Annotated in this window: 26 protein-coding genes and 2 pseudogenes; 16 read left to right on the top strand and 12 right to left on the bottom strand. The window is 64.7% G+C overall.

Annotated features, from left to right (window positions below; genetic code table 11):
• Window positions 1–439: 439 nt before the first annotated feature.
• Together ABZ444_RS21085 and ABZ444_RS21090 are read left to right on the top strand one after the other, a co-directional pair.
• On the top strand, window positions 440–691 hold the full coding sequence (locus tag ABZ444_RS21085; protein ID WP_357696295.1) for a winged helix-turn-helix domain-containing protein: 252 nt from the start codon (window positions 440–442) through the stop codon (window positions 689–691).
• Window positions 692–725: 34 nt separating this feature from the next.
• A pseudogene (locus ABZ444_RS21090) lies at window positions 726–1,197 on the top strand (NUDIX domain-containing protein).
• A 238-nt stretch (window positions 1,198–1,435) separates the two neighbouring features.
• Here the strand turns inward: ABZ444_RS21090 and ABZ444_RS21095 are convergent.
• The 5 genes from ABZ444_RS21095 to ABZ444_RS21115 all read right to left on the bottom strand — a co-directional run bounded on the left by ABZ444_RS21095 (window position 1,436) and on the right by ABZ444_RS21115 (window position 9,353).
• The gene (locus tag ABZ444_RS21095; protein WP_357999285.1) at window positions 1,436–2,314 is read right to left on the bottom strand and encodes a hypothetical protein; all 879 of its coding nucleotides are present in this window, start codon (window positions 2,312–2,314) and stop codon (window positions 1,436–1,438) included.
• Between the two features lie 634 nt (window positions 2,315–2,948).
• Window positions 2,949–4,007: a hypothetical protein gene (locus tag ABZ444_RS21100; RefSeq protein WP_357999288.1), complete on the bottom strand. Its 1,059-nt coding sequence runs from the start codon at window positions 4,005–4,007 to the stop codon at window positions 2,949–2,951.
• Between the two features lie 3 nt (window positions 4,008–4,010).
• On the bottom strand, window positions 4,011–4,616 hold the full coding sequence (locus tag ABZ444_RS21105) for a hypothetical protein (protein ID WP_357999290.1): 606 nt from the start codon (window positions 4,614–4,616) through the stop codon (window positions 4,011–4,013).
• Window positions 4,617–4,618: 2 nt separating this feature from the next.
• Window positions 4,619–6,700 (bottom strand): AAA family ATPase, encoded by a 2,082-nt coding sequence (locus tag ABZ444_RS21110; RefSeq protein WP_357999293.1) that lies wholly within the window; start codon window positions 6,698–6,700, stop codon window positions 4,619–4,621.
• Between the two features lie 931 nt (window positions 6,701–7,631).
• Window positions 7,632–9,353 carry a hypothetical protein gene (locus ABZ444_RS21115; RefSeq protein ID WP_357999296.1) on the bottom strand — a complete coding sequence of 574 codons (1,722 nt, stop codon included), beginning with the start codon at window positions 9,351–9,353 and terminating at the stop codon, window positions 7,632–7,634.
• Window positions 9,354–9,898: 545 nt separating this feature from the next.
• Here ABZ444_RS21115 and ABZ444_RS21120 point away from each other — a divergent pair.
• The 7 genes and pseudogenes from ABZ444_RS21120 (at window position 9,899) to ABZ444_RS21150 (ending at window position 14,718) form a co-directional block, all read left to right on the top strand.
• Entirely contained in the window at window positions 9,899–11,164 is a 1,266-nt protein-coding gene (locus ABZ444_RS21120; protein WP_357999299.1) for a hypothetical protein, read from the top strand.
• Window positions 11,165–11,772: 608 nt separating this feature from the next.
• On the top strand, window positions 11,773–11,958 hold the full coding sequence (locus ABZ444_RS21125) for a helix-turn-helix transcriptional regulator (protein WP_357999302.1): 186 nt from the start codon (window positions 11,773–11,775) through the stop codon (window positions 11,956–11,958).
• Between the two features lie 69 nt (window positions 11,959–12,027).
• Window positions 12,028–12,510, top strand: coding sequence for a hypothetical protein (locus ABZ444_RS21130; RefSeq protein WP_357999304.1), 483 nt, complete (start codon window positions 12,028–12,030; stop codon window positions 12,508–12,510).
• 118 nt (window positions 12,511–12,628) lie between these two features.
• Window positions 12,629–12,757 (top strand): annotated as a pseudogene (locus ABZ444_RS21135) (short-chain dehydrogenase); the annotation flags it as partial.
• Between the two features lie 112 nt (window positions 12,758–12,869).
• A complete protein-coding gene (locus tag ABZ444_RS21140; RefSeq protein WP_357999307.1) occupies window positions 12,870–13,352 on the top strand; it encodes an SDR family oxidoreductase in 483 nt (160 codons plus the stop codon).
• A gap of 92 nt (window positions 13,353–13,444) precedes the next feature.
• Entirely contained in the window at window positions 13,445–13,825 is a 381-nt protein-coding gene (locus ABZ444_RS21145) for a metalloregulator ArsR/SmtB family transcription factor (RefSeq protein ID WP_357999310.1), read from the top strand.
• The gene (locus ABZ444_RS21150; protein WP_357999313.1) at window positions 13,825–14,718 is read left to right on the top strand and encodes a cation diffusion facilitator family transporter; all 894 of its coding nucleotides are present in this window, start codon (window positions 13,825–13,827) and stop codon (window positions 14,716–14,718) included. Before ABZ444_RS21145 ends, ABZ444_RS21150 begins: the two co-directional genes overlap by 1 nt.
• Before the next feature lie 36 nt (window positions 14,719–14,754).
• On the opposite strand, the gene ABZ444_RS21155 is transcribed toward ABZ444_RS21150, so the two are convergent.
• The 4 genes from ABZ444_RS21155 to ABZ444_RS21170 form a co-directional block, all read right to left on the bottom strand.
• Window positions 14,755–15,510 carry a hypothetical protein gene (locus ABZ444_RS21155; protein ID WP_357999315.1) on the bottom strand — a complete coding sequence of 252 codons (756 nt, stop codon included), beginning with the start codon at window positions 15,508–15,510 and terminating at the stop codon, window positions 14,755–14,757.
• A gap of 61 nt (window positions 15,511–15,571) precedes the next feature.
• Window positions 15,572–16,219 (bottom strand): DUF305 domain-containing protein, encoded by a 648-nt coding sequence (locus ABZ444_RS21160; RefSeq protein ID WP_357999318.1) that lies wholly within the window; start codon window positions 16,217–16,219, stop codon window positions 15,572–15,574.
• Window positions 16,216–16,827 carry a DUF3105 domain-containing protein gene (locus tag ABZ444_RS21165; protein ID WP_357999321.1) on the bottom strand — a complete coding sequence of 204 codons (612 nt, stop codon included), beginning with the start codon at window positions 16,825–16,827 and terminating at the stop codon, window positions 16,216–16,218. The genes ABZ444_RS21160 and ABZ444_RS21165 overlap by 4 nt, the downstream gene beginning before the upstream one ends.
• A gap of 103 nt (window positions 16,828–16,930) precedes the next feature.
• A complete protein-coding gene (locus tag ABZ444_RS21170) occupies window positions 16,931–17,488 on the bottom strand; it encodes a cytochrome c oxidase assembly protein (RefSeq protein WP_357999324.1) in 558 nt (185 codons plus the stop codon).
• A gap of 225 nt (window positions 17,489–17,713) precedes the next feature.
• Here ABZ444_RS21170 and ABZ444_RS21175 point away from each other — a divergent pair, with 225 nt between their 5' ends.
• The 6 genes from ABZ444_RS21175 to ABZ444_RS21200 all read left to right on the top strand — a co-directional run bounded on the left by ABZ444_RS21175 (window position 17,714) and on the right by ABZ444_RS21200 (window position 24,010).
• On the top strand, window positions 17,714–18,967 hold the full coding sequence (locus ABZ444_RS21175) for a trypsin-like peptidase domain-containing protein (RefSeq protein WP_357999327.1): 1,254 nt from the start codon (window positions 17,714–17,716) through the stop codon (window positions 18,965–18,967).
• A 315-nt stretch (window positions 18,968–19,282) separates the two neighbouring features.
• Complete coding sequence (locus tag ABZ444_RS21180; protein WP_357999329.1) at window positions 19,283–19,504, top strand: hypothetical protein; 222 nt, start codon at window positions 19,283–19,285, stop codon at window positions 19,502–19,504.
• Window positions 19,505–19,779: 275 nt separating this feature from the next.
• Complete coding sequence (locus ABZ444_RS21185; protein WP_357999332.1) at window positions 19,780–21,837, top strand: hypothetical protein; 2,058 nt, start codon at window positions 19,780–19,782, stop codon at window positions 21,835–21,837.
• On the top strand, window positions 21,827–22,243 hold the full coding sequence (locus tag ABZ444_RS21190) for an RNA-binding S4 domain-containing protein (RefSeq protein ID WP_357999335.1): 417 nt from the start codon (window positions 21,827–21,829) through the stop codon (window positions 22,241–22,243). The genes ABZ444_RS21185 and ABZ444_RS21190 overlap by 11 nt, the downstream gene beginning before the upstream one ends.
• A gap of 15 nt (window positions 22,244–22,258) precedes the next feature.
• A complete protein-coding gene (locus ABZ444_RS21195) occupies window positions 22,259–22,669 on the top strand; it encodes a serpin family protein (protein WP_357999337.1) in 411 nt (136 codons plus the stop codon).
• A 171-nt stretch (window positions 22,670–22,840) separates the two neighbouring features.
• Window positions 22,841–24,010 (top strand): RNA ligase RtcB family protein, encoded by a 1,170-nt coding sequence (locus ABZ444_RS21200; protein WP_357999340.1) that lies wholly within the window; start codon window positions 22,841–22,843, stop codon window positions 24,008–24,010.
• 239 nt (window positions 24,011–24,249) lie between these two features.
• Here ABZ444_RS21200 and ABZ444_RS21205 read toward each other — a convergent pair whose 3' ends face one another.
• Both ABZ444_RS21205 and ABZ444_RS21210 read right to left on the bottom strand, forming a co-directional pair.
• Window positions 24,250–24,792, bottom strand: a complete 543-nt coding sequence (locus ABZ444_RS21205; protein WP_357999343.1) for a hypothetical protein — start codon at window positions 24,790–24,792, stop codon at window positions 24,250–24,252.
• A 56-nt stretch (window positions 24,793–24,848) separates the two neighbouring features.
• A complete protein-coding gene (locus tag ABZ444_RS21210) occupies window positions 24,849–25,337 on the bottom strand; it encodes a hypothetical protein (RefSeq protein WP_357999420.1) in 489 nt (162 codons plus the stop codon).
• On the opposite strand from ABZ444_RS21210, the gene ABZ444_RS21215 reads away from it, so the two are divergent.
• Window positions 25,279–25,437, top strand: a complete 159-nt coding sequence (locus tag ABZ444_RS21215; protein ID WP_357999417.1) for a helix-turn-helix transcriptional regulator — start codon at window positions 25,279–25,281, stop codon at window positions 25,435–25,437. The genes ABZ444_RS21210 and ABZ444_RS21215 overlap by 59 nt on opposite strands.
• Window positions 25,438–25,544: 107 nt before the next feature.
• Here the strand turns inward: ABZ444_RS21215 and ABZ444_RS21220 are convergent.
• On the bottom strand, window positions 25,545–25,867 hold a 323-nt coding region (locus ABZ444_RS21220), incomplete at its 5' end, for a ricin-type beta-trefoil lectin domain protein (RefSeq protein WP_357999346.1).

Consider the following 25,867-nt stretch of genomic DNA (forward strand, 5'->3'; position numbering starts at 1 on the left):
GATCGCATCGCCGTACAACGTCTTGCCATGCCACCTGAAGCACATTCTCCTGAGGAACTGCCAAGTGATGGCTGTGATGATCGAAGCGCCACGACGGTACGTTCATACCTCGGCCCCCAACTGCGCCTGCGCGAGAAGCAGCCTGACAAAGGTCTCCAGGTCATCCGCGCTCACCGTCTGCTGCATCCCAGCGTCAACCTCTTTATCGCTGAGCCGTACACCGCTCCGGCTCCCATAGAAGGCGCCTGCGTCACTCTGAAAGAAGGACCAGCCGGGGAAGCAGGCGCGAAGCGCTACAAGGCAGTGACTCTTGGTTGCCATGTCACGAGCGTAGAAGTTGCACATAGAGCCTGTCTACCCCTAGGGATACCGAGGGATAGCGATAGATCCCTATAGGCGAGTGACGACCCTTGAAGTCCCCTTTCTACGCTTGGGCCTCGTGATCGAATTCGAGCCGGATCGCCCCCGCTGGCAGCAGGTCGCCGACGTGCTCCGTGGACGCATCAGCAGCGGCGAATACCCGCCAAAGTACCTCGTCTCGGAAGTCCGCCTCGTCCAGGAGTTCGGCGTTGCCCGCGACACCATCCGCAAGGCGATCCGTCAGCTGCGCGACGAAGGGCTGATCTACACCGTGCCGAACCTCGGCAGCTTCGTCAGCCCACCCGGCGAAGCCGAATCCACGAAAAGCTAAGCCCCGGCACATTGGCGGAGTACTCTCCCCGAGCATGAACCGCCGGATCGACTACTACGACGACCCACACGCCCCTCTGCCGAACAGCCTCGTGCCCTCGGTCAATGTGACCGTCATCAATGAGGCCGGCGCCCTGCTCCTGATCCGCCATAGCGACAACGACAACAGGGCCCCCCGGCGGCGCCATCGACCTCGGCGAGTCCATCCCCGCCGCAGCCATCCGCGAGACTCTGGAAGAGACAGGAATCACCTGCGAGATCACCGGGATCGTCGGCACATACAGCGACCCCAAGCACGTCATCCTCTACACCAGCAACGGGGAGGCGCGACAAGAGTTCTCTATCGTGCTCACGGCACGCCCGACCGGGGGCGAGCCAACTCCGAGCACAGAGTCTCGCGAGGTCCGATGGGTAGCGCGACAGGACATCGAGAGCCACCCGATGGACCGGTCAATGCGCATGCGCATCAACCACTACCTCGAAGCAGCCGACCCGTACATCGGCTGAGCCCTGAGACAACCGACATGGAGCCTTAGCCGAGCACGATGGCCATCCGACAGAATCGCACGTCAGAGGCGTGATCGACGATTGGATGAGGACTTTCTCCACGGTTTCAAGGCGCGTGCCGCCAGCGGCGTCCCGCGCTGGGCGGCTGCTGGCCGCGCTGCGGCTCTCCGGCCGGTCGCGCCAGCACCGCCCAACCGCGACAGCGCCATCAGCTCGGCTCGCCGCCGGCGTTGAAACCTCATGCTGGGCGTAGAACTACCACACTCTCCCGTAGGTGCGCAGCTTCATAACTGCGGCGCTTAAGCATTCGCGCGATCCGGATCTCTTCGACTCTCCATCCTGCAAACTCAGCAAGCCTGGCTAGTATGAGATCGGCCGCTATAACGAAGCGGCCATCCCCGGAACCATGGACGGAGTTCCCCACGACATAGACGAGCCGGCCGTGCGGCTTTACTACCTTCCGACATGCCTCAAGCACCATAAACATATCGTCCGCATAACCACGAACGACTTGCTCCCGACCGAACTTGTAATGATCGTCTGGAATCGCCTCAAGCAGAGGAGCGAGCAACAGGTCCACCTGACCTGCATGGCGGCTGTTCTTATAATGATAGACGTCAGGAAACTTAATACTAGGATGGCTGCGCAGGGTAGATAGCCTCTGTCGCTTCATCTCTTCAGGCGTATCCCACAGGCCAAGGGCCCACGCTTCCGTTTTGTAGACTTCTGTATAGTCAATATTATTAGGATACGGCGGCGAAAAGACGATCCACTCAAACTGCTGGCCACCAGTCAACTCGTCGCACTTCCGTGCATCTCCCCGAGCGACGGTGACGTCCAAGCTTGACTGTCGGGCTGGAATAGCCTGTAAATCTTCCAGCATACGCTCTACATTCGCGCGAAAAAGCAGCCATGGGTCCTGTGGAACGCGTTTAGCCTCGAATCGGAGAGCCCTTCCATCGCGACGCAGCCGGCCTGCACCTTCTACGCTAGAGCCAAGAGCTACGCTGAATAGCGTCTTCACGCGCTCGCTCGATACGGATGCTACGGCTTCCCGAAGCGACAGAAGTGAATGTAGATGCTCACCCGAAAAATAGGCCTGGTTGTTCAGTGTCACCGATAGTGTTACATGCTTCTCTCCCAGCTGACACTGATACGCGCTTTCCAGGTGAGGGAGCCAATTCTTCACATCAGCGGCTAGCGCTGCCCCCTCCGAAAGACCAGAGACCTTAGCGCTTGACAGTGACCACAAGAAAGGGTTGAGCTCGACTCCGACAGCTCTCACTGCGCAGTTCGTACTATCCGCCGCGCTAATCGCGGAAACCACCGTAGTTCCGCTTCCACAGAACGGATCTAGAAGAGATAGCTCTGACGAAGGCTCCCAGCACGCGTCCTTGAACAGTCGTCCAAGCAGCTGGCTTGAGTATGCCTCCTTGAGGTGGAACCATCGGTGGAGGGGTTCCGTACTGTTACCGTTAGGGACAACAAGCCGCGCGTAATCGGCCACGCGATCAGAGAGGACCCAGCGCGCCTGAAGCAGGTCGTAGTGACGAGTAAGCGCATCGTAAGCGACCACGATCCACGATCTCCTAGAGCACACATTATGGCCCTATGCGGCCAGAGCAGATATAGATTGACTCACACTACACCATGCTGCTAAGGCGCGCGACCGCTATGCAACTGATACAGACAGAGCTCCTATAACAGGAGCGTAGAGCTGCGAAGAGCCTACCGACACTCCTGAGCGCCCCTCATTCGTGATTCACGTGCGGACGGCAGTACAGTCGTACCGGATGCTCGAAGTCTGATCGCTTAAGTATGGCCTCATCGTAGTCAATGTCCGCGTTGGCATAGAACAAAGCTTCTTCAAGTTTAAGAGAGGTTGTAGACGGCTTCAAATTGTGGCGCCGGCCGTCGAAAACGACCAAATACCCTCTAGTTTCTCGCCCAGGCGCCTGCTGTCGATACAGCTCAAGATAGTCAACCAGCTGCTGTGCGCCGTCGCGTGCTCTTTTGTCGTCAAAATTTTGCGTGGCCTTCCTCTCGCCTGGGCGGGCGCTAAGCCCCAGCCATTTGATCTCAATCAAGGCAACCCTATTAGAGGTGATCCACGTGACCTTGATATCTACAGGCCTCGTTTCATTAACATTCTGCTCTGGCATGACTTCGACGAAATTGTGATCGCGCAGCGAGGCACTAAGGAACTTTTGAAGCGATCTACGCATAAGTCGCTCAGGTCTTGGCAAAAAAATCAGACGATTGTCGTCTTGCCATGCCTGTGCTATAAATTCACATTGCGCTTCGCGTACTTGCGTGTATCCGTAGTGGACCAGCGCATCATTCAGGTCCCGGAAATACGGAACACTAAAGTAGCTAGGCCAGCCCTGAAGAGTGGGAACCGAATATGTTCCAATAGGGGTAGCAATGTACTCTTCATGCGGTCCGCGGTATTCATATGATAGGCATCCGGGCATAGATCCACTCAGGCGTGACCCGAACCAGACGACAAGTGATCCATCTGTACGAACTTGAACCGTCAGAGGCGACTTTCCAGTATGCATCGCAGTTAAGCGTGAGGCGTTTGGAACGATCGATCGCGCTCCCTCTAGTACAAAAGCACGTGGATCTTGGTGCACGACAACAGTAAGTCCGTACTCTAGTCGTTCTGTGGAGATTGCCTCATGTATGGAGCGCACTTGCTTCAGGAGTGCCGGAAGTCGGGCAACCCCGTCGGAGCCCATGTCTCGTTGTACACGAACGATGAAAAGCTCCTCGGCGATGCGCGCCAATCCTTCATGATCAATCTGCACTAGTCATGCTCCAAGAAAATGAGGACCGTTGTCGTCGGATATGGTCGAAGCAAGGTATGTAAGCCAAACTACCGCCGGAACAAAAAGATCAGCGTCCTCGGGAACCACAGAACTGACTGCGTTGAAGTGATCATAAAGAGCGTCCGCGCCTGCTTTGTCTAGTAGTGGCCTCGTGCTCGAAAGGGCCAGTGCACGGCGTAGTTGAGGCTCTGCAATGATTGCCTCTCCAACTTGCGGCAGAGGAATCGCCAGCGCACTGTTACAAGCCGCCCTCAGATACTTCATTCGGTCCGCGAAGCGAGCAAGACCCAGCAAATCCGCAAGAAGAAGCTCTCCATTATCAGTTATCGAATACCCTTCATCCTGCAGTATCAAAAGCCCTCGGTTCACCAGCGCACGCAAAGCCTCACGAAGGGCATCGCTAAATGGCGCAATGGTCTTGGTGGCCACAAATGAGTAGCCCCATTCAGATGGAGCGTTCCCATCATAGACAGCAAGGAGACAGGACAAATAACCAAAAAGTGTAGCTTCTTCCTCGCTTGCTCCACCTGCAACATCTGAAAGCTCCTTTGCGATAACAAGGGAATCAAAGGTCGCCTCGGGAAACATGGCTAATCCCTCATGTCGTCGTAGTCAGGATCTTCTTCGAAGCCGTCAGTCGAATCTTCCTCGCCCAAAATGTCCTCGGATACTGCCTCTTCAAGCAGCTCCTCAATACGCGCATAAGCGCGGTCGAAGAGCTCTTCCCCCTCTGCCTGTACTTCGCTTAGAGGTGTCCAATCGGTCATCCGGACTAGCTGCATACGATCCCGACCACAGCGAGCAGCTAGCCGTTGGAGGAGCTGGCTAGCGTTGATGTTCGCCGTCATGACAATGTGGTATCCATTACCGACGAAGTCGGCAAACATTCCGCCGGCGCGCGCCTCGTATGCAATATCCAGACTCCCTTCGGGTGTATCTATAAGGAGCGTAGCTTTACTCGAATCGTCACTCATGTATTGTGCAAGAGCCATGCGGAGCGCAATATCCAAGAAGAACCGCTGGCTCTCTGAGAGCTGGACGGTCGATCGCCGGCGTTGTCCGTCAACCTCAAGCCCGAGTTTGAAGTCGTCCCTTTCCTTGTCGAGAAATATATCGAGATCTATGCCTATGAACTGTCGGGCGAGTTGGCGGAAGAGTGGGACAAACTCCATCTCTCCCTCCATATAAGCTTCCCTGAGCTTTTTCTGGAGCGGCCGTAGTTGCGTACGATATGTGTCTCGAAGCTTCCGATGGTTATTACGACGCCTCTCTGCATCGGCTTTCTCGGCCAAGAGATGGCTTCGGCGGGCCGCAAGTGTATCTGAACCGAGCGCAACTCCAGGAAGCCGCCCTTGATGCGTGGCTTCAAATTGCGCCAGCTCTTCCGCAGCCGCTTCCTTTTCTGCCTTAGCTACCCGGAGCTCACCTCGAAGGCGATCCACTCGCTGTGACAGCTCCCGCAACTCCTCCTGCGCCCGCATCAGTTGGGAGTCGAGATCCTTGAGTTCCTTTAGAGTACTGTCGTTTCCGAGGTCATCGAGGCTGGTATCACAGAACGGACAACTGCGCGAGCTAAGCTTTGCTTCGAGTCGCGCGACAATGCCGTCATCACGACTCCCACAGACTTCACAGGCGCTCTCCCTCAATACTGACTGCACCATAGGATGAAATCTTGGGTCATGCCTTTCGCCTACGCGTTGCGCAAACGCACGATCGTACTTAGTCCGGATGTCCTGCAGACGCGCACTTGCCTCCGCGTACGCTATCTCTGCATCCTCCGCAGCCTGCTCCGCGGTAGCAAGCGCAGTGTCCTTCTGTGAAGCCTTTTGGCTAAGCGACTGATGCAGCTCTACAAGGTCTTCGGCTTCTTCTCCAGGAGTCGCATCTATACCCAGGTCGCGCAACCGGTTCCGAGCTTGAGTTGCTTGCCACTGCGCGTTGCGCGCATTTGACTCTGCCTTTGCGATCTTTCGGCGGAGATCGTTGGCCTCGATGCTTTCGTTTCCGTTCATACCGAAGGCGAGATATAGCGCTGGGTCCGCAGCAGCTGAGTCCCAGAACAGTAGATGACGCCTCTCATCGAATGTAAAGACGAAGTGCTGCATGAACGCGAACTGCGAGAAGTCTCCCAAATTGCAGTCCTGGACTAGCTCTGCTTCGTATCTTGCATGAAGCGCACGCGCCTTCTCGCTGTCTTCCTCGGAGGCAGTCTCATGGACCAGTATCTGGTCTCCACTGTCTATAATTTGGAGCTCTCTCAGCTCCTTGGGTGCAAAGAAACTTCTTGCAACAGTATAGCTTTTACTCGAGAGGCGAAACGTCACGCACACTTCTGCGCTGGATCGGTCCACGTCCGCTATACGACCATCAAAGTATTTCTTACAGTAGTCCAGACTGGCTTCATAGTAGTCTTTGACGCCCAGAAAGCTCCGGTCAGGCTCCGCCACTACACCCGTCAGGCAATAGTTTATGGCAGCAAGAAAGGAGGACTTTCCTAGGCCATTCGCACCCGCAAGGCAGAAGACTCCGCCACCCATATCAACATCTACGATCTCCTGATTCGCGTAGAGGCTGAAGTTCCTGAGGACTACACGTGTAATAGTGGGGAGACGCCTCTTGATAGTCAGGGTTTGCTCCTGGCGCGAGTGGGCCGCAGTGGACGTGAGGCACACCCAAGATGCGGAGGATAGCCTCTTTGAGTTGTTTATATCCCTTCTGATCGATTGTCAAGAGTACAGTGCTACATCGACGACTAGCCACAGCGTCATGGTTGCCCACACGCCCTCGGTCAGATCATGGCCGTGTCTGCACCCTGCTGCTACTACTTGAGGCTTTTGAACTGTACGCTCATAATGACTGTTTTGTCGGTATCTCTTGTAGCCGAAGTGAAATGAAATGGAGACGTTCTCGTACTGTCAAAGCAGGGAGCCGCACGTCACCCTTCTCCATCAGGAGGTCTCTGTGCATCGAGCTATGCCTTGTGCTGAAGGCGGGCGGGCGGGCGCTCAGCGCCGGTTGCGCGGTTTACGCGTCAGCTGCCAAATCGACAGGGCCGCACCACCAGCGCCACCTGCGGCTACATATGCAGAAGAAGTTTCATCAGACGCTACGGATATCTGTGCAGACCACACTGTGACCACCCCTCATCCTATGGGTTTGCAACAACCGGAAATGGTTCACGGCAAGGAGGGCAATGAACGAGGCATGTCGTTGTGGCGTCCAGTGAAAGCTGGATTCTGCCGCGCGGCTTCCGGTCCTCGGGCCTCACGGCCCTGCGGTCCGGGTCCGCTTGCCATCGGTCAACGGGGCGGGCGACTGCACTGACAGCGGGAGACATACAGGATGATCCGGACATGGCTCCAAACTCAGAGTTGGCCGGGTCACGGCCCGTAACAGTACCAGGCGGTAATCGCTCCTACTGAGGGTGTTGAACCGCTGCAGCGATGATGGCCCTTACCCTGGTAATCATGGACGCTCCATTGCATCGCGTGCCCAATGGTGGTGATCCCCGAACCCGGATTGCTCGTGGAGATGTCTCCCTACCCGCCCTCAGCATAGAATTTTATACCTTCTGGCCACCTCTGGCCACTTTGACAGGGAGGACTACTCGCCTTCAGCACCTAGCCATGTGGCCAGCTCTTCATAGCTAGTTGCTGCACGCAGAGGCAGCCCCTGGGCGTTCCTGTCGATCACCTCTGTGGCTGGCCCCAGCGCGGTGTACGGACTGTGTGGAAGGCACACCGTCCCCAGTATCGTCCGGTAGCGACTGAAATCGTAGTTTGCCCCGACCGGGCAACGTGTGAGTGTGGCCACAACCTCGGCCCACTTGGTCACGGCATTTTCTACCAGAGTGGCTGCGTTTCGAACTGTCTTATGGTCCCCGGCATCGTAACTGGCGGTGTAGGGATGGCTCTTGCACGAGACGATCAGCAAGGTGTCGCCTCGCTCGCCCACTGCGTCGAAATCGGTGAGGACCTGCGTGCCCCGGGGACGCGGTTTAAAGCCCCGGATGGGAGCGCTTTGTGAGGGCTTCCAGGGTGTCTGGTCGATGAGGTGCTGCACGGTCTGCTCGAAGTGGTCAGCGCGAACCTTGGCCACTCTGGGATCGTGAGTCACCCCGGCGACAGTGCAGAGCCGGTGCAGGTGCCGGCTTGCGGCTTCGAAGTCGATCAAAACGTCTGGTCCAGCCCAGTGAACGACAGGTCCAGGTTCCTGTGGCCATAGGCGCAGGGGCATTCGGTCGAGGCGCCCCAGTATGTGTTGGGGTTGCGTGAGGCTATCTAGTGGCAACCAGGCGGTTAGCTCCCTCTGGATCGCGGGCAGGGTCCGGCTGAGGAGTTCCTCCAAAATGTCCCGGCGCAGGCTCACATATCCGTATCGCACGAGACTTAGCCAGCCTGCGGAGGTGTGGTAAGTCAGGTAGTGGCTGAGAGCCTGCAGCAGCACGAACAACGCGGGCAGTTCCGGCTCCCACCAGCGAGGGCTGTACACCGAGGTCTGAGCGAGCACAGTCCGTACATCGCGTAGCGATACGAAGTACGGTGCGAAGCGGCCACGCGTGGTCATTGGAGTCCCCTGATCGAGGGCTCCGTGCCAGGTCGACAACATGTCCCAGGCTGGTAGGGAGTTGACGAGGAGGATCGGCGCAGGATCTCCATCGCGCCAGTCAGGAGACAACATGCGAGTACCTGGGCCGGTTAGACCGGTCGGATGGACGCAAACACGCTGGTCGTAGAGCTTGATGGCGTTGTGGATAGGCGCGTTGGCCACATCGGCAGGAAGGCCTTCGGGCTGTGGCCTGAAGGCGATGCCCTTATTAGCTCGGCGCAGCCTGGAGTGGATGTCACTCAACGTGATTGTCATGGCGGACAGCCGAAGGACTCTCCGCACGATGCCGTCGGTGACGGGGAAACTGATCTGTCCAGCCTGGAGAGGTAGCTGGGGACAGATCTTGTTACTGGTGGCGGCCATCAGATCCATCAGCGCTCGGTCGTAAGGGCCAGTGGTGGAAAGATTGCCGCCAAAGAGATCGGGCAAACGGCGCAGGTACCATAGCCATTGAACTGGCGGATAGGACTGCGTCAAGTCGCAGATGGCATCTTCAGTCGTCCGCCGCAGCGCCGTGAGATATTTTCCAGCTGTCTGCGGATTCATCTCCTGTTCCACTGGCGGGTGCGCTGCGAGCGCGGCCCTGATGCTGCTTTGCCTCCAGATAGTTCCGGTACGCGGCCACTCTCGTTCCACCAGCGCAGCAAACTCTAGGGCTTGGTTGTCCAAAGCCAGCCGGGCCCTGTGTGCCTTCAAAACGCGTCGTCGCTTACTCATGTGATTAGGATGCCATCGCACCTAACAGAGCGACCGCCGAACTGTTGGACGGACCGCCACAGGCCAGCCAGCCCTAGCATCACGCGGATCTATGCGGTTGCCGAGCACCAGGCTCACTGCTGCCTCATCACCCGCCGATTCCCAGGTAGCCTCCAAGTTACTCCGCAGCTGCTCGCCCCCGATCCGCGCTGCCCGTCGCCGAGCGCTCGAGTCCGCCTACGCCTGTGCTTGCGCTACCAGCCAGTTCGTCGAACCGATCGAGGACTCCTCCAGTACGAGGTGACTGGCGAGCATCTACCGAAGTCTCTGTGGACGTCCCCTGTCCTCATGGGCATCCTCAACAGCTACGCTGATCCGTCACGTCACCGTGACGCACCCGCGTCTGGACGGTCAGCCAGGTTGCATGACGGCGCCTTCGAGCGCCCACGACGCAGACGCGGTGGTCTCAACATCCTCAAATGCAGCTACACAAGACTATGACTAGGTTGTATTCTGGCGGGCTGGTTGACGCTAACGCTGCAGGTGACCCCGTGAACATAAAATCCTTGAGCGAGCTTCAAATGCCGGATGAGCGAACCCTGCGCTTCACGCCGTATGGGCTCGGCATCGACCGGGCATTGACCCCTGAGGCTGCCGCGGAGTATCAGCAGGCCATCATGGCAGCTCATACCCTCTCGCCGGTTGTCTCAGACGGCACTCGCCGATCCTTCGACATGCTGCGGGACTTGTACGTTCTGGGAATCTTCCGCTACGAGGTTTTCACCGCTGTGCACGACCGGGCTCTGTTCGTCATTGAACAAGCACTCCGGGACCGGTTCGTCGCCTTCTACAACGGCACCGTGACATTCGTCGACGCCAATCATGCCCACCATGTCGTGCCCGCCAGACGCTATGAGCAAGTTGTCGAAGCGATCCGTCGGAACCGCGGCTGGCGGCTGCAGGCCGGCCCTGGCCGGCAACCAATCCCGTTTGACGCACATCTGCATGACCTGCGCGTCTGGGCGCGTCATGTCGGGCTGCTGCGCGGGCAACGCAACCGCAGCCTTGAGCACGGTTTGTGCAGGCTCCGGAACACCGCCGCTCACCCTAACTGCTTCTACCTCCTGACTCCAATCGAAGCAGCGCGCACAATCTCCGACGTAGCAGAGTTCATCAACCAGCTCTGGGGGCAAGCGACGCCGGGCGGGCGTCTATATCCGGCGCCGATGGAGCGCGTCGTTACTGTCCTCAGCTGGGAGCGTGAGGACGTGGCGATCACGCCTGTGCAGTCGTTCCCTCACCAGAATTGGGACTATGGGTCCAGTTGGCGGCACGCCGTGATCCGCTGTGTCCTCGACGATCCGGACCTGATGTTCTTGGACAGCCGCTACGAGTCGACGCGGTTTCCCTCAGAGGTGCTGTACGGGCCGGCGACCATGTCGCGCACCCTTGCGTGGCTTCGCAAGCATGCTCCCACCGACGACACATGTGACATCCTCGACCGCACCTTCTTCGTGCGGGTGATCGGTAGGAGCGTGTACCGACCCATTAGTGAAGAGAGGGCCCGGTCGCTGCCACCAGCCGACCATGACGGAGACTGGTACGAGATCGTAGCTGATAGCCCTGGTGACGCGCTCTCCCATGTTCAGCACTTGCAGACCGCGGCGACGCCCGGCAGAACGGGCCGCCCTTGCTCCCGCTGCCCAGCTATGACACTCGGCCATGGCCCTTATGCCCACACCATAGGAACGATCACGTCGATGCGATCCTCCCCCTCCGCCGTCGTCAAGACCCCATTGGCACTGCCGCATATGCTGCCCGTCCTGTCGTAGCGTTGCTGACGGTGACGGATAGGGGACATGTGCGGGATGATCTTGTGGAGGACGCGCACTGCGCGTTGCGTTAGTGCAGCTCACTCCACATGTCGGGGCCGTTAAAGCCGCGCTCTCCTAAAGCGGGTGCCGCAGGTTCGAATCCTGCCGGGGGCACCAGATACGACCTCACGAAACCAGCCCTCGACCAGGGTGTTCGTACGGCATGTTGGGCAGGTCGGATGCGGTAGAGCGGTATTACTGGGCCGAACGAGTCGTAGTCGCCGATGGGTCGGTGTCGTGGGTGGTTGTCGCGGGGGCCAGCATCAGGAGACAGCCGTATCCCATGGAGAGGGCACCATAGGAGATCGGCCGCGCTGTCTTTTGGGATGCCGCATCCGGCAGGACATATTGCGATGTCTGCATATCGCCGGTCGTCGCCGCGGAGAGCCCGCGGGTGACTCCGCCATCAGAGTGTCAGTAGTTACGAAGGGGCTGGTCGGAGGCTCCTACGATGGGCGAGTGGATATTTCCCGACTTCCGGTAGAGGCCCGGCGACGGCGCGGTGCCGAGATCCGCGAGTTCCTTTGCGGTCGCGCAGGGCCAGGCTGACTCCGTACGACGTCGGTATGCCCGCCGGCTCCGGCCGTCGTGCCAAGGGGCTGCGGCGGGAGGAGGTGGCGGTGCTCGCGGGGGTAGGGGTGTCCTGGTACACCTGGCTGGAGCAGGGGCGGGAGATCCACGTCTCGGCCGGGGTCTTGGACGCTGTCGCGCGGGTGCTTCGTTTCGACACGGCGGAGCGCGAACATCTGTAGCTGCTCGCCGGGCTCAACCCGCCCCAGGCCGAGCCGTCGGACCGGCCGGTCTCCGCGGAGTTGCGGCGGTTGATCGACGGCTGGCTCCCGTCCCCGGCCTACATCCTCGACCGGCACTGGAACCTGGTCGCGGTCAACCGCGCCGCGCACCTGGTGTTCGGCTACTCGGACCACGACCACAACTGCCTGGTGAGCTTCTTCACCAACGCCCGCTTCCGCTCCTCGCTGCCCCACTGGGAGGACGCGGCCCGCGCGATCGTCGGCCAGTTCCGCGCCGACGCGGCCCGCTACCCGGACGACCTGGAATTCGGCAGGCTGGCCGCCGACATGTGCGCCGCGAGTCCTGCCTTCGCCGAGATCTGGGCCGAGCATCCGGTCGGCAACGCGACCGAGGGCGTCAAGATCGTCCACACATCGGGGACAGGTGAGCTGATCTTCGAGTACAGGTCGCTGTCGTTGCCCGACCGGCCAGGACACCGGCTGATGCTGCACACGCCGCAGCCGGGCACTGCCGCCGGGGCGCGGCTGTCCGAGCTGATGGCGAGCGTTTGAAGGTGGTGGTGCCAGACCTAGGTTCGGCCGGAACTTCTGGAAATGGACGATCCGCTTGAGGATTGCCGCATGAAGATTCCTGAGCAAGACCGTTCTGATCACCGGCGGTGCCAGTGGCATGGGCTTCGCCACGGCGCAGCGGCTCTTGGACGAAGGCGCGTACGTCGTCATCACCGGACGTGACCAGGTCCGTCTCGACACTGCGGCCGCCCGCCTGACGGGCGTCCTGCCAGAGCCCGGCTCGGGCCGGGTGCTCGCGGTTCGAGCCGACGTCGCCTCCCCGACGGACCTCGACCTTCTGATGCGGCGGGATCGAAACCTGGCGCGGTGGCCTGGACGCGGTCTTCGCGAACGCCGGCGTGGGCGTGTTCAAACCGAGCGCCGAGATCACCGAGGCGGAGTTCGACCACACCGTCGGCGTCAACTTCAAGGGCGTCTTCTTCACCATCCAAAGGGCGCTGCCGCTGATGCGGGACGGCGGCGCGATCGTCATCAACGCGTCCTGGACGCTGTATCGCGGGCTGTCCGTCGCCTCCGTCTACTCCGCCAGCGAAGCAGCCGTCCATAATCTCGCCCGGACGCTGGGCGCCGACCTCGCGCCGCGCGGCATCAGGGTCAACTCGGTCAGCCCGGGTTACATCGACACCGAAATGTACCGCGACGCCAACCCCGACCCGGAGAGCGAGGCACGCAACTCGGCCGAGGTACCGCTCGGCGCCCTCGGTCACGCTGACAACGTCGCGGCGGCGGTGGCGTTCCTGGCCTCCGACGAGGCTGCCTACATCACCGGGCAGGACCTGGTCGTGGACGGCGGGCTCGTCGCCAGCGTTCCCGCCGCCTGAGCCGGCGGGCAGCGAGCTGCCGTTGTTGACATTCGTCGCATGGGCGACAGAATACACATATGAACAGTTCTTCAGCTGAGAATGTGTTGGTGGTGGACGGCTGCACCGTCAAGGTCGTCGACGCCGACCGGGTGTCCGCGGTGTGCGAGCGGATGCCCGCCGCCGAGGACCTCACCGACACGGCGGACATCTTCGGTCTGCTGTCCGACCCCAACCGGCTGAAGCTGCTGGTCGCCCTGCTGGACGGCGAGCTGTGCGTGTGCGACCTGGCGGCGGTGACCGGGCAGAGCGAGTCGGCGGTCTCCCACGCGCTGCGCCTGCTGCGCGCCCACCGCATCGTGGCCGCCCGCCGCTCGGGGCGGATGGCCTACTACCGGCTGGAGGATCCGCACGTACGGATGCTGCTGGACCTGGCGCTGGCCCACACCGAGCACACCGAGGCCATCCACCCGGAGCGGGAGGGCGAGCGCTGATGGGCGTGGGTCACGGGCACGCCGGGGCCCGGCACCGCTGGCGGCTGGCGGTCTCGTTCGTCCTGATCGGCGGATTCTTCCTGGTCGAGCTGACCTACGGACTGATCTCCGGGTCGCTGGCCCTGATGTCGGACGCCGGGCACATGGCCGCCGACGTCGTCACCCTCGGCGCGGCGCTGGTCGCGACCAGGATCGCCGCTCGCCCCGACACCACCGGCCGGCGCAGTTACGGGTCCTACCGGGCCGAGGTGTTCGCCTCGCTGCTGGCCGTGATCCTCATGCTGGGCGTCGCCGTCTACGTGGTCGCCGAGGCGATCGGCAGGATCGGCGGCCCGGCCGAGGTCTCCTCCGGGCCGATGCTCGTGGTGGGCGCGCTCGGTCTGGTGGTCAACCTGATCGCCCTGTTCCTGCTGCGGTCCGGCGCCAGTGAGAGCCTCAACGTCAAGGGCGCGTACCTGGAGGTGGTGGCCGACACCGCGGGCTCGGTCGGCGTCATCGCGGCGGGCTGGCTGATCACGGCGACCGGACAGGTGTTCTGGGACACGGTCATCGCGCTGGCCATCGGCGTGTTCGTCGCCGTACGTGCGATCTCGCTCGGCCGACAGGTGTTCGCGGTGCTCGGCCAGCACGTGCCCGAAGGCATGGACGCCTCCGTCGTGGCGGCCGACCTGGCGGCCATCGAGGGTGTGCGCGACGTGCACGACCTGCACCTGTGGACGCTGACCTCCGGCATGCACGTCGCCACCGCGCACCTCGTCACGGGCGACCAGAGCGACAACCACTCCGTCCTCGATCAGGCTCGTGACCTGCTCCGCACCCGTCATGGCGTCGCGCACGCGACCCTGCAGGTGGAGCCGGACGGCCACATCGGCTGCGACGAGGTCGGCTGGTAGCCGGGGGCTATTTCGACGGCCGTCGGTAGAGCCAGGTCAGGCGGGGTTCGAGCACCCACTTGAACAGGCCGCGGGTCTGCGGCAGGCACAGCACGATGGCCAGTGCGAAGCAGCTCGACAGGATGGCGAGAGCGCCGAGCGGCCCTCTCGACAGGATGGCGAGAGGGCCGAGCGGCCCGAAGAGCCAGGGGAACCTGGTCCTTGGCGATGAGCACGACCACGTCGTGCAGCAGGTAGCAGTAGAGCGTGCGGGTGTGCCGAGCTCGGTGAACCACGTCTCGCGCCTGGGCACCAGTGCCAGACGGCCAGGCACATCGCCGGCGCGCAGATCAGCAGCCCCGCGCGCAGGCCCGGCCCGGCGTACCAGGACAGGTCGAGCTCCTGGTGACCGGCCTCGTAGAAGAACGGGCTCAGCTTGGCCCGCGGGGCGACGTAGAGCGCCACGACCGCGGCGGCCGGCTTGACCCAGCGCCTGCCCAGCAGGTCGAAGTGCTCCGGACGCATCACGAGCCCGATGACGAAGAAGGGCATGAGCCCGAAGAAGCGGTCCATGCTGAAGTCGCCGGAGATCTCCGAGAAGCCGCCGACCAGGTAGATCACGATCGCGTGGCGTAGCCGACCTCGACGATCACGTACGGCACGACGAAGGTGTCGACGAGCTTGTGCCGAGTCGGCCGCCGGCGTCGGCACGAGCGCGTGGCCCGTCGGCACGAGCGCGATCATCAGGAACTTGACGTTGTCGCGGAAGGGATCGCGCCTCTTCGCCCGCGACGCCTGCCGAGGAACGTTCACGAGTTGTCCGGACTGGGCGTTCTCATCCATCCGTGTGCCGGTCCAGGCTCGCCGACATGCTTCAGCGCGCCTGAGGCGACGTCGTCTCGGCTGCGCCGCGGGCGGCGAGCATGCCGCGCATCAGCTCGATCTCCGCCTTCTGGGCGGCGAGTATCGAGCTCGCCATGCGCTTCACCTGCGGCTGGCCGCTTCCCTGCGCCGCCTGGGCCATCTGCACGCCGCCCTGGTGATGCGGGATCATCAGGCGCAGGAAGAGGGTCTCCGCCTCCTTGCCGCTCGCCTGTTCCAGTTGCTTGAGCTGCTCGCGGGTGGCCATGCCGGGCATCTGGGCGGACTGCGGTCCCATGCCGGGCATGTTCTGGTGGCCCTGCCGCGTCCAGGCCATGCGGGGCTCCAGCGACGCCTGGGGCAGGCCCCACAGGTCCAGCCAGGCGTACATCTGGCCGATCTGCTGCTGCTGGGTGGTCGCGATGTCGTAGGCGAGCGTCCTGACCTCGCGGTCGGTGGTTCGGTCGCGGATGATCAGTGCCATCCGTACGGCCTGCGCGTGGTGGGCCTGCATGTCACGGGCGAAGCCGGCCTCCAGCGACGCGTCCCCGGGCGGGCCCGCGTACCAGAGGCGGAGGCCGAGCGCGGACAGCGCGAGCGTCAGCACGGCGGTCACCGCCACCAGGACCCCGCGCCGCCGCAGGAACGCCGCGAACCTCATGCCGACGGCTCCCCGACCCCGCCGCTGCAGGACGCGCCCGGCTCGGGCGTCCCGGGGCCGTTGATGTTGGCGCGCAGGAACGCCGTCAGCCGCGGGTCGTCGGCGTTGTCGAGCTTGAGCTGCTTGCCCCAGGCGCTGAGCACGACCGGCGCGGACAACCCCGTGTACGGCGACAGCACGACGAAGTCGCGCCCCTGGGCCTGCTTGTACAGGATGTCCAGCTGGTCCTTCGGCAGCCCCGGCTGGAAGGCGATCCAGACGGCTCCGTGCTCCTGGCTGTGGACGACGTTCTCGTTGCGCAGGGGTTTGGGGTAGATGCCGCAGTTCTGCCACTCCGGCGCATGGTCGCCGCCGACCGGCGGGGCCTGCGGGTAGCTGACGACCTTGTCGGTGTGGTTGCGACCGGTCACGTTGATCGTCTGGACCGCGTCCAGCGACCGTCCGGCCCGGTCGGCCAGGACGAACGCCGTGGCCGCCGTGGCCACCCCGGCGGCCACGACCACCGTGGCGCTGATCATGACGACCCGCCGCCGGCGCTCCGTGCGCCGCTGCTCCGCCTGCAGCGCGGAGAGCCGCTCCTTGAGCGTGCCCTCGGCGTTCTTGTCCATCCGCTACCTCCGACCACGTGCTTCTACGGTACGTAGAACTTCTACAGCACGTAGAATATGGATGCCGTAAACGGATGTCCTCCCGCGCCTACGTGGGCGTGTCTCACTGGTCCCGGGCGCGCTTGTCCAGCTGGGCGAGACGGTCGTTGTAGGCGGCCAGTTCGGCGTCCGTGCGCTGGTCGGCGTGGCGGTCCTGGCGTCGCGCCTGACGGTGGTCGCCGAGCGCCCACTGCACGGCGGTGGTGATGACGACGATCATGGTGGGGATCTCGCCGAACGCCCACGCCATGCCGTCGGCGACCGTCCGGCCCTCCAGCACGCTCGCGCCCCACGGGCGGTTCAGCTGGTCGTACCAGGCAGAGGCGATCGACGTGCCCGTCATCCTCATCGAGATGCCGAAGAACGCGTGGAACGGCATGGTCATCATGAGGGTGCCGAGCTTGGCGACGTACGGCAGGCGGCGCGGCGCCGGGTCCACGCCGATGATCACCCAGAAGAACAGCGCGCCCGAGGCCAGGAAATGGGTGTTCATCGGGATGTGGCCGACCGGCTGGCGCATGGCGTCCTCGAACAGCGAGGTGGAGTACAGCGCGTACGAGCCGCTGATGAAGAGCACCATCGCGACCACCGGATGGGAAAGGGGCGCGGTGGTAGTGATCACGGTCCTCAGCACCACGAATGGGGTTGTGCTCGTCAGCGCCGGATACGCCGGTTCGGCCGAGGAAGTTCGACAACTTGTAGAAAGGAATATCGACGACTCACACCCGTCCCACCTGGATCGATAAGGCCGCCATGAGGAGCGGGCCCGGTTCCGGGATCAAGGGCTTAGCCGGGTCTTACGCCGGAGTTGGCACCGTGAGGCAGTAGAGCTTGAGGGAGATGACAGATGAACGCGCACGAGCCTCACGAGCAGGACCCTGGAACGCAGGGAAACGGCGGGTGGAGCCAGTTCGGCACCACGCCACCGACGGCGGGAGGCTTTCCCCGGCGCGACCCGATCGTCACGGAGCAGCCGCCGCCCCCGCCTCCGTCGGCGCCGGCCTGGAGAGCGCGTTTCACCGCCGGCCAGAAGGCGGTGGCCGGGCTCGCACTGGCAGCGATGGCGATCGCCGGTGGGGTGGTCGGCGCCATCGCGGCAACCTCCTTCCGGCCCGTGCCTGTCGCCACCACCGTCCACGCGCCTAGTCCCGTCCTGAAGCCGGCCTCCGGAACGCTCACCGTGGCAGACGTCGCGGCCAAGGTTCAGCCGACCGTCGTGATGATCCAGGGGCAGAGCGGCGAGGGCTCGGGCGTCGTGCTGTCGCCGGACGGCCTCATCCTCACCAACAACCACGTGGTCGAGGGCGCGAGCCAGGGCGGCGGGCAGATGAGCGTGAAGTTCAGCGACGGCAAGACGGCCAAGGCGAGCATCGTCGGCACCGATCCAGCCACCGACCTGGCCGTCATCAGGGCTGCGGGCATGTCCGGGCTGACCAAGGCGACGCTCGGCGACAGCGACGCACTCAAGGTCGGCGAAGCCGTACTGGCCATCGGCAGCCCCCTCGGCCTGGACGGATCCGTGACGGCGGGCATCGTCAGCGCGCTTGACCGTACCCTCACCACTGGCCCTGACCAGCGGCAACAGCTCCCTCCCGGCTTGGGCCAGGAGCAGAACCAGCAGAGCGCCGGCACGACGATCGGCGGCGCCATCCAGACCGACGCCTCGATCAACCCGGGCAACTCCGGCGGCGCGCTGGTCAACGCCGCGGGCGAGCTGGTCGGCATCAACACCGCCATCGCCTCGAACGCCGCCGGCGGCGGTGTGGGCTTCGCCATCCCGGTCAACACCGCCAAGCAGGTCTCCGACCAGCTCATCGCCACCGGCAAGGTCCGCCACGCGGTCCTCGGGGTGAGCGTCACGGACGCGACCGGCGATGTGCCCGGCGCCCTGATCAGACAGGTCATTGCGGGAAGCCCGGCGGAGAAGGCCGGACTGAAGCAAGGCGACCTGATCACGAAGATCGGCGACACACCGGTCGACGCGGGCGAGACCGTCGTCGGACAGGTCAGGGGCTTCAAGCCGGGCCAACAGGTCAAAATCACTTATCTGAGGGACGGCCGGGCGAGCGAGGCCAACGTCACCCTCCAGGAGAAGACCTGACACGACGGCCGCACCGGCGAGCACGGTGACCAGCCCTCACACAGGACAGACCTTGGGGAGGTGGGCGCTCCCCAGGATCGGAGCAGGGCCCAACGGCGTCGACATCACCAGCGCCGTGCCCTCCGGCGGCCCGATCCACGTTCGCTACGAGCTCCGGGACGCCGAGCCGGGCCTGCTCCCTGCCTGGGACCGTCTGCGGAAGGCCGTCTCCACCTGCGAACCGGCCTCATCGGCATTGCTCAGCATGTCGCGGAGGAGGGGGATGAGTACTTCGAGTTCGACACAGGTGAGCGGGACAGCGCCTGCTCGGCTCGTGTGCTGACCAGTGTTCAGTCCAACACCGAGGAGCCCGACTTTCCCGCCGACATCGTCGAGGCAGCCGAAGCACCTCGGACATTGGCCCGTCTGGACGAACGGTCCCCGAACGAGATCCGCCAGAACAACTACCTGACCAACCCGGTGGACCAGGAGATCCTCGAACTGTTCAAGGAGGCGTACGCCGAGGCTGCCCACCGCAGGAGCCGCCCAAACCCATGATGCAGACGTTCCGGGGTTCGTCGACCGGGCCGAGTCGGATCGGCGAGCTGGCCGTCGAAACGCCGTCGCTCCGACGTGTGGTGGAGCACTCCGGGGACGCGACGTCGGACCGTGCGAGCTGTCCTCAGCGAACCGGGAACCTGTCTCTTCGCAGCTCATCGGGGCGGCACGCGTTAGTGTGCAACCTGCGCAAAGCGTGGATCAGGGCAGTTCATAGCTTGGGCGGCTTCGTTCACTGACGGTGTTGCGGTTGCAGTGTTCAGAGAGGTAGCGCGGTGTTCGAGGCTGTGGACGAGGTGCCGTGGGCGCGACTGGGCTACTGGCCCGATGGCCCGGATGCGGCGCCCGAGCTCCTGAGGGAGATCGCGGCGGCACCTTCGGGTATGCGGGGGGAGTCGCCGGTAGGACGGCTGTGGGACGGTTTGTTCCACGACATCGCGTGCCAGGAGCTGTACGCCGCGGCTCCCTACCTGGTGCCGTACCTGATGGAGTTGGTCAGGGGTGCGCGGCAGCCTCACCGTGGGCTGATCGTGGACCTGATGACCGCCATGGCGAAGGCTCAGCCCCATCGCGACGTGTTCCGGGATCCCACCGCCGGTCCCGAGCCTGACCACGCGGCTCTGGCGCGGGATGCCATGGTCGAGCACGTCGACACGCTCGTGCGATTGCTGGACGACGTCTCGTCAAAGGTCGTGGCGAAGGTGGCACGTCTGCTGGCCTGCCTGCCGGAGGCCATGCCGCAGAGTGTTCCTGCGTTGCGCGCGCGGGCCGAGAAGGCGGCGAGGCGGCCGGGCGACACCGGAGCGGTGGCCTGCGTACTGGCTGTGGCATGGCTGGCGGCGGCCGATCACGCGGCGTGGTTCTACAGCCTGCTCAGCGACCCCTCTGTGCATCGCGACCTGCGAGCCATCGCCGCGGCAGGACTCGCGCTGTCGGATCCCACAGCGGAACCGGACGACGACGCGCTGATCAAACTGATGGCCGACGTACACGCTGACGCCGGTTCGGTGCTGGAGCGCTTCGAATGGCACGGCCTCGGCATCACGCCCCTCAATACGGCGCTGGTGGGGGCGGAACATTGGCAGCGGGAAGTGACCCGCGATCTGCTACTCCGTCCTGGACACCAAGAGATCGACCGAGGTCTGCACAGTGCCCGGGAGGCGATCTGGCACTGGCGTGCCGCGCCGGCCGAGTTGCTTCCGCTGCTTGCCGACCTGGCGCGTGATCTGGCTTCCGTATCGCGGCCCAAGAACAGCCAACAGGACGCCCTGAGATATGCCGTTCAGCTGATCGCCGGCTCCGGCCAAGCCGCCGCGGCGTACGCGGACGTGCTGGCCGCGATGCTCACGGGAGACCCCGCCGAGCCGTGGCCGGAGGCAGCCGCGCCCGCCGTGGAAGGGCTGGCCATGCTCGGCGACGGCCGCTGCATCCCCTGGCTTGCCGCCGCCTTCCAGGACAGGCACGGCCACGTCAAACACCTCAACGTCCGGGACATGGTTCCAGCTCTGGTGGCGCACGCGGACGCGCTGATGTCGACGCTGGAAGGCTATCTCGGCCCTTCGGACCAGCAGGCCGGCCTGAAGTATGTCGACTGCCTCGACGCGCTGATCTCCTGGGGAGCGGCGGCAGCGCCCTTGGCGCCGGCGATCGCCGCCCGCTTGGCACCGATGTACCTCTCCGTTGTGCTGCCGCTGTTCGGCGCGATGGGCCCGGCCGCCGCCGACGTCGAACCTCAGATACGTGCTCTGCTCGACGACGGGCGTGACCAGCACGAGGCGGCCTGGGCGCTGTGGAGAATCACCGGCGACCCTGGGCAGGCCCCGGCGCTGCTGACCGCACACCTCGAACGATACGGCGGCCATGCCGCTCGCGACGTCGCCCCCATGCTCGAACAGCTCGGTCCCGCCGCCGCCATCGCCGCGCCAGTGCTGCGCCGGCACTTCTACGATGCCGAGCATGGCCACCTGTACGACCGGGTCGCGATCGCCCGTGCCCTCTTCGCGATCACCGGTGACAGCGAAGGGCTCGTCACGCCGCTGCTGGAGGCCATCACCGCCAGGCCACTGTCGGATCTGGGACATCGACGGGCTCCCTCCGAGTTCCTCGCCGTCGAGGCGCTGGGCAGGATCGGCTCAGCGGCGGAAGCGTCCGTACCGGCACTGGAAACCATCGCATACGGCCGGGCCCGCGTGACGGACTGCCATGTATGGGCCGACGAGCACTACCAACAGGCCGCCCGGCATGCGCTGGCTTCCATCAACCAGCCCCGAGCCAGGCAGAACGTGGATGCCGGCGGTGTGGCGTTCTCAGTACAGTGGCGGGGTGGCAGGTGAGCAGCTGAGTGTGCGGGTGGACAGCTGGATCTGGTCGGTTCGGCTCGCCAAGACCCGTTCGATCGCGTCCGACGCCTGCCGGGGCGGTCACGTCCGGGTCAACGGGGTGCGGGTCAAGCCTGCGCACGCCGTACGGGTCGGAGACGAGATCCGGCTACGGCACGATGGGCGCGAACGCATCGTGGTGGTCTCCCGCACCATCACCAAGCGCGTCGGCGCCGCCGTGGCCGCCGAGTGCTACGTCGACAAGAGCCCTCCGCCGCCTCCCCGCGAGGAGACCGTGGCGGTGGCCGTCCGGGCTCGTGGCGCGGGGCGTCCCACCAAACGCGAACGCCGCAGCATCGACAGGCTGCTCGCGCGCCCGATGGTGGAGGAGCGGCGGGACGGCCGGGCACGCCCGGACTGATGTCCGGGCCCCGGGATGACTGTCCGCCGCGTACGCGACCACGTCCCTGAGGACGTGCTGAACGTCAGAGTCCCGCGTTTGGCCGTCACCGCCACGCACGACCTCCTGGAGTTGCCCGAGGTCTTCGGCCTGGCAGCGGTGACCGACCCGACCCGCGGGCACTTCCCCGGCATCAGCACCCGTCCGCTCGCCGTCACGCAGGCCCGGCAGAACGTCGTCGCCGCCTTCCAGGCCGCCGGCTTCGAAGTGGCCGCGATCACCGCCTTCGGCGCCGTCGGAGGCGGAATGCCCCCGCCGTCCCGGTACCGCGTCAGGCACGTCGAGCTCGACTTCAGCCGTCCCTTCGTGTTCCTCACGGTTGACCGCCGGAGCCGGCTCATCATGGCCGCGGGCTGGGTCACCGAACCCGAACCCTGGTCTGACTGAGCACCGCGGCGCCCTCGCCGGGCCGAAAACCGTTTGCCTGGGACGGCGTGGCTTCGAGAACGTGGTGCCCATGAGGCTCTGACGGATCACCCCCACCCTTCGAGATGCCACGACGCCGGCTCGCGTCGTGATGCCGCCTGTCCATACCCTTCTGCAGGGAAGAGAGCGTCTTTGTCTCAGCAACACCCGGCCCCGCCCGCTCCGGTCACGGGGGCCACCGTCACCGTGTTCGCCTCCCCCACCAGCTGGATCGAGTCCGACGCCGTCGCGCAGTGCCGTCAGGTGGCCGCCCTCGACGGCATGACGCACGTCGCCGCCATGCCGGACCTGCACCCCGGCAAGGGCGCGCCCGTCGGGGCCGCCATGACGTCGGCCGTCCTGTACCCGTTCCTGGTGGGCTCCGACATCGGGTGCGGCATCGCCGTGTTCCCCGTCAGGCTCAAGCGCGCCGTACCCGAGAAGCTCGCCGCCCGCTTCCCCGACCTCGATCGTGCGCTGGACCCCGAACGTGATGCCGACGATCCCGCCTGGGCCGTCATGAAGGACGACGTCCCCGCCGGTCATGTCGAGGGCCTCGGGACGGTCGGCCGCGGGAACCACTTCGTCGAGCTGGCCCGGATCGGGACCGTCTTCGAGCCGGGCCACGCCGGTCGGCTCGGTCTCGACGCCGGTGACCTGGTCCTCGTCGTCCACAGCGGTTCACGGGGGCTGGGCGAACGCATCCTTCGCGAGCACACCGAGGTCCACGGCGCGGGCCCCGCCCCTGATCCCGGCGCCTACCTGGCCAGGCACGACCAGGCCGTACGGTGGGGGTCGCTCAACCGGCGGCTGCTGGCCGCCCGGGTCGCCCACGCGCTGGGGTTCGAGCCGGCCGAGCCGATCCTCGACCAGTGCCACAACCTGGTCGAACTGCGCGACGGCCGCTACCTGCACCGTAAGGGGGCGGCGCCGGGCGACGGCCGCGACGTGCTCATCGCCGGCACCCGCGGCACCCCGTCCTACCTCGTGGCCGCCCACGCCGGGCCGGACGCCGGCCACTCCGTGGCGCACGGCGCGGGCCGCAAGATGTCGCGGGCGGACGCCCTGCGCCGCGGCCGGGCCAAGCACACCGTCGAAGAGCTGCGCCGCACGCCGGTGGGGTCGGTGGTGGTGTGCGGCGACCGCCAGCTCCTCTTCGAGGAGGCGCCCACGGCCTACAAACGCATCGAGCAGGTGATCAACGACCTCGTCGACCATGGCCTGGCCACGCCCGTGGCCACCACGATCCCCCTGGTCACCTACAAGACACCCGACCTCGGACCGGCCTCCCGAAGGGACCGCCGCAAGCGGGGCCGGACGTGAGCGTCGTCCCCCGCTCCTCCGCGTGGAGGGGCGGTTCGCGGTCGGGAGGTGTCAGACGCCGGAAGTGCGCCCCGCGCAGCGCAGGGTGCCGCTCGGCGCCTCGGAGTTCCAGCGGTAGGAGATGTCGGAGACGCGGGTGGAAGCCGCCGGTCCTCCGGTACTTCATCGCGAAGTGCACCTTCTGGCCATCGCTCATCGGCAGCTCGACCTGACGCTGTGCGCCGGAGCGGCCGTGGTGGTCACCGGCCGATCAGGGTCGCGCCGGGGAGTGACTGCTTGACCGCCTCCGGTGTGCCCACCACGACCATCAGTTTCCCCTGGGTCTTCTTTGCCGCCGCGTTTCCGTAAAGCTGCACTTTTCCGAGGTTCTTCGCCTCGACGGTGACGAACATCCGGGTGGGGGTGCACCACAGTGTCACGGTGCTCTCCGAACTGGTTCCGGTCATGAGTTCCTTGGGCCCGGCGAAGCCCTCTTCCGCGGTGACGACGTTGCCCTCGGACTTCGTCAGGTCCTGGCTCATGTTGAAGGTGACGCTGGAGGACCCCTGGTCGGCGAGCCCGCACACGCCCTTGCTGTTGATCCAGGGGACCATGTCGTACTTCGCGACCTGGATGCGCGCCAGCACCTTGTCCGCCCCGTCCGGCATGCCCGACTTGGAGGCCGAAGCCGGCAACGACGCCAGCGGCCAGTGGCTCGGATCCTTGAGCAGCCAGTCCTTCGGCTCGTCCGTCGAACAGCCCGTCAGCAATAAGACCGCAAGTAACACGATTTTTCCCCGCATAGGGGGATCATCATAAGGTCGGAACTTCCTGACGTACGGGCGTACACGGTGACATTTCAGGGGCGGGTTACCGTGGGAGTAGGTGTCGGATCGGCGTGCGGCCGGCCCGCGGCGCGCCCGGCGAGCGGGTCGCGGCCCGGCAGGCCGAGCTCGCCGCGGTCGATGCGATGCTCGGCGTGGACGGGCCGTTCGACCGCGCCTGGCAGGTCATGCTGCGCGCGCTGGTCGAGGACGACGGCTGGGACGACGTGGCGGCTGCCTGGCGGGACCTCGGGCAGCCGTACGAGCTGGCGCTGAGCCTGTTCCACGGCTTCCACGGCGCGCGGGCCGCGCCGGCAGCGGGTGACCGGCCCGGCGGCACGGCCCGCATCGGGGAGGCCGCGCGGCCGGCCGAAGAGCTGGGCGCGGGCGCCGCTCGCCAGGGAGATCGCCCTGCTCGGGCGGCCCACGCCGGCCCAGGACGGGCTCACCGAGCGCGAACGCGACGTGCTCGTCCTGATCGCCGCGGGTTTGAGCAACCGGCAGATCGCCGCCCGGCTGCACATCTCGCCCAGTACGGCGGGCGTGCACGTCTCCCACGTCCTGGCGAAACTGGGCGCGGCCCCCGTACCGAGGCGGCGGCCATCGCCTTCCGCGAGGGACTGACGGGGTCCGCCACGGCCCGGCCGTGACGGCGACGGCGGACCGGCCGCCGGGCCCGCGAGCGACGTGGGTGACGCCGTCGCGGAACGGGGGGCCGGTCAGCCCCGAGGTCAGGTGAGGGTGTCCTCGACCTTGATCTGGCCGCCTTGGACGACCCACTTCTGGTTGGGGTGGTTCAGGCACGTCCACAGGCGCACCACGGTGTTGTTGGCCCGGCTGTTGGTGGCGTCCAGGCAGACCTCACGCCCGGTGCCGATGGTGTCCTCGACCTTGATCTGGCCGCCTTGGACGACCCACTTCTGGTTGGGGTGGTTCAGGCACGTCCACAGGCGCACGTTGGTGTTGTTGGCCCGGCTGTTGGTGGCGTCCAGGCAGACCTCACGCCCGGTGCCGATGGTGTCCTCGACCTTGATCTGGCCGCCTTGGACGACCC

The organism is Nonomuraea sp. NPDC005730 (genome assembly GCF_040630865.1).
GTDB lineage: Bacteria > Actinomycetota > Actinomycetes > Streptosporangiales > Streptosporangiaceae > Nonomuraea.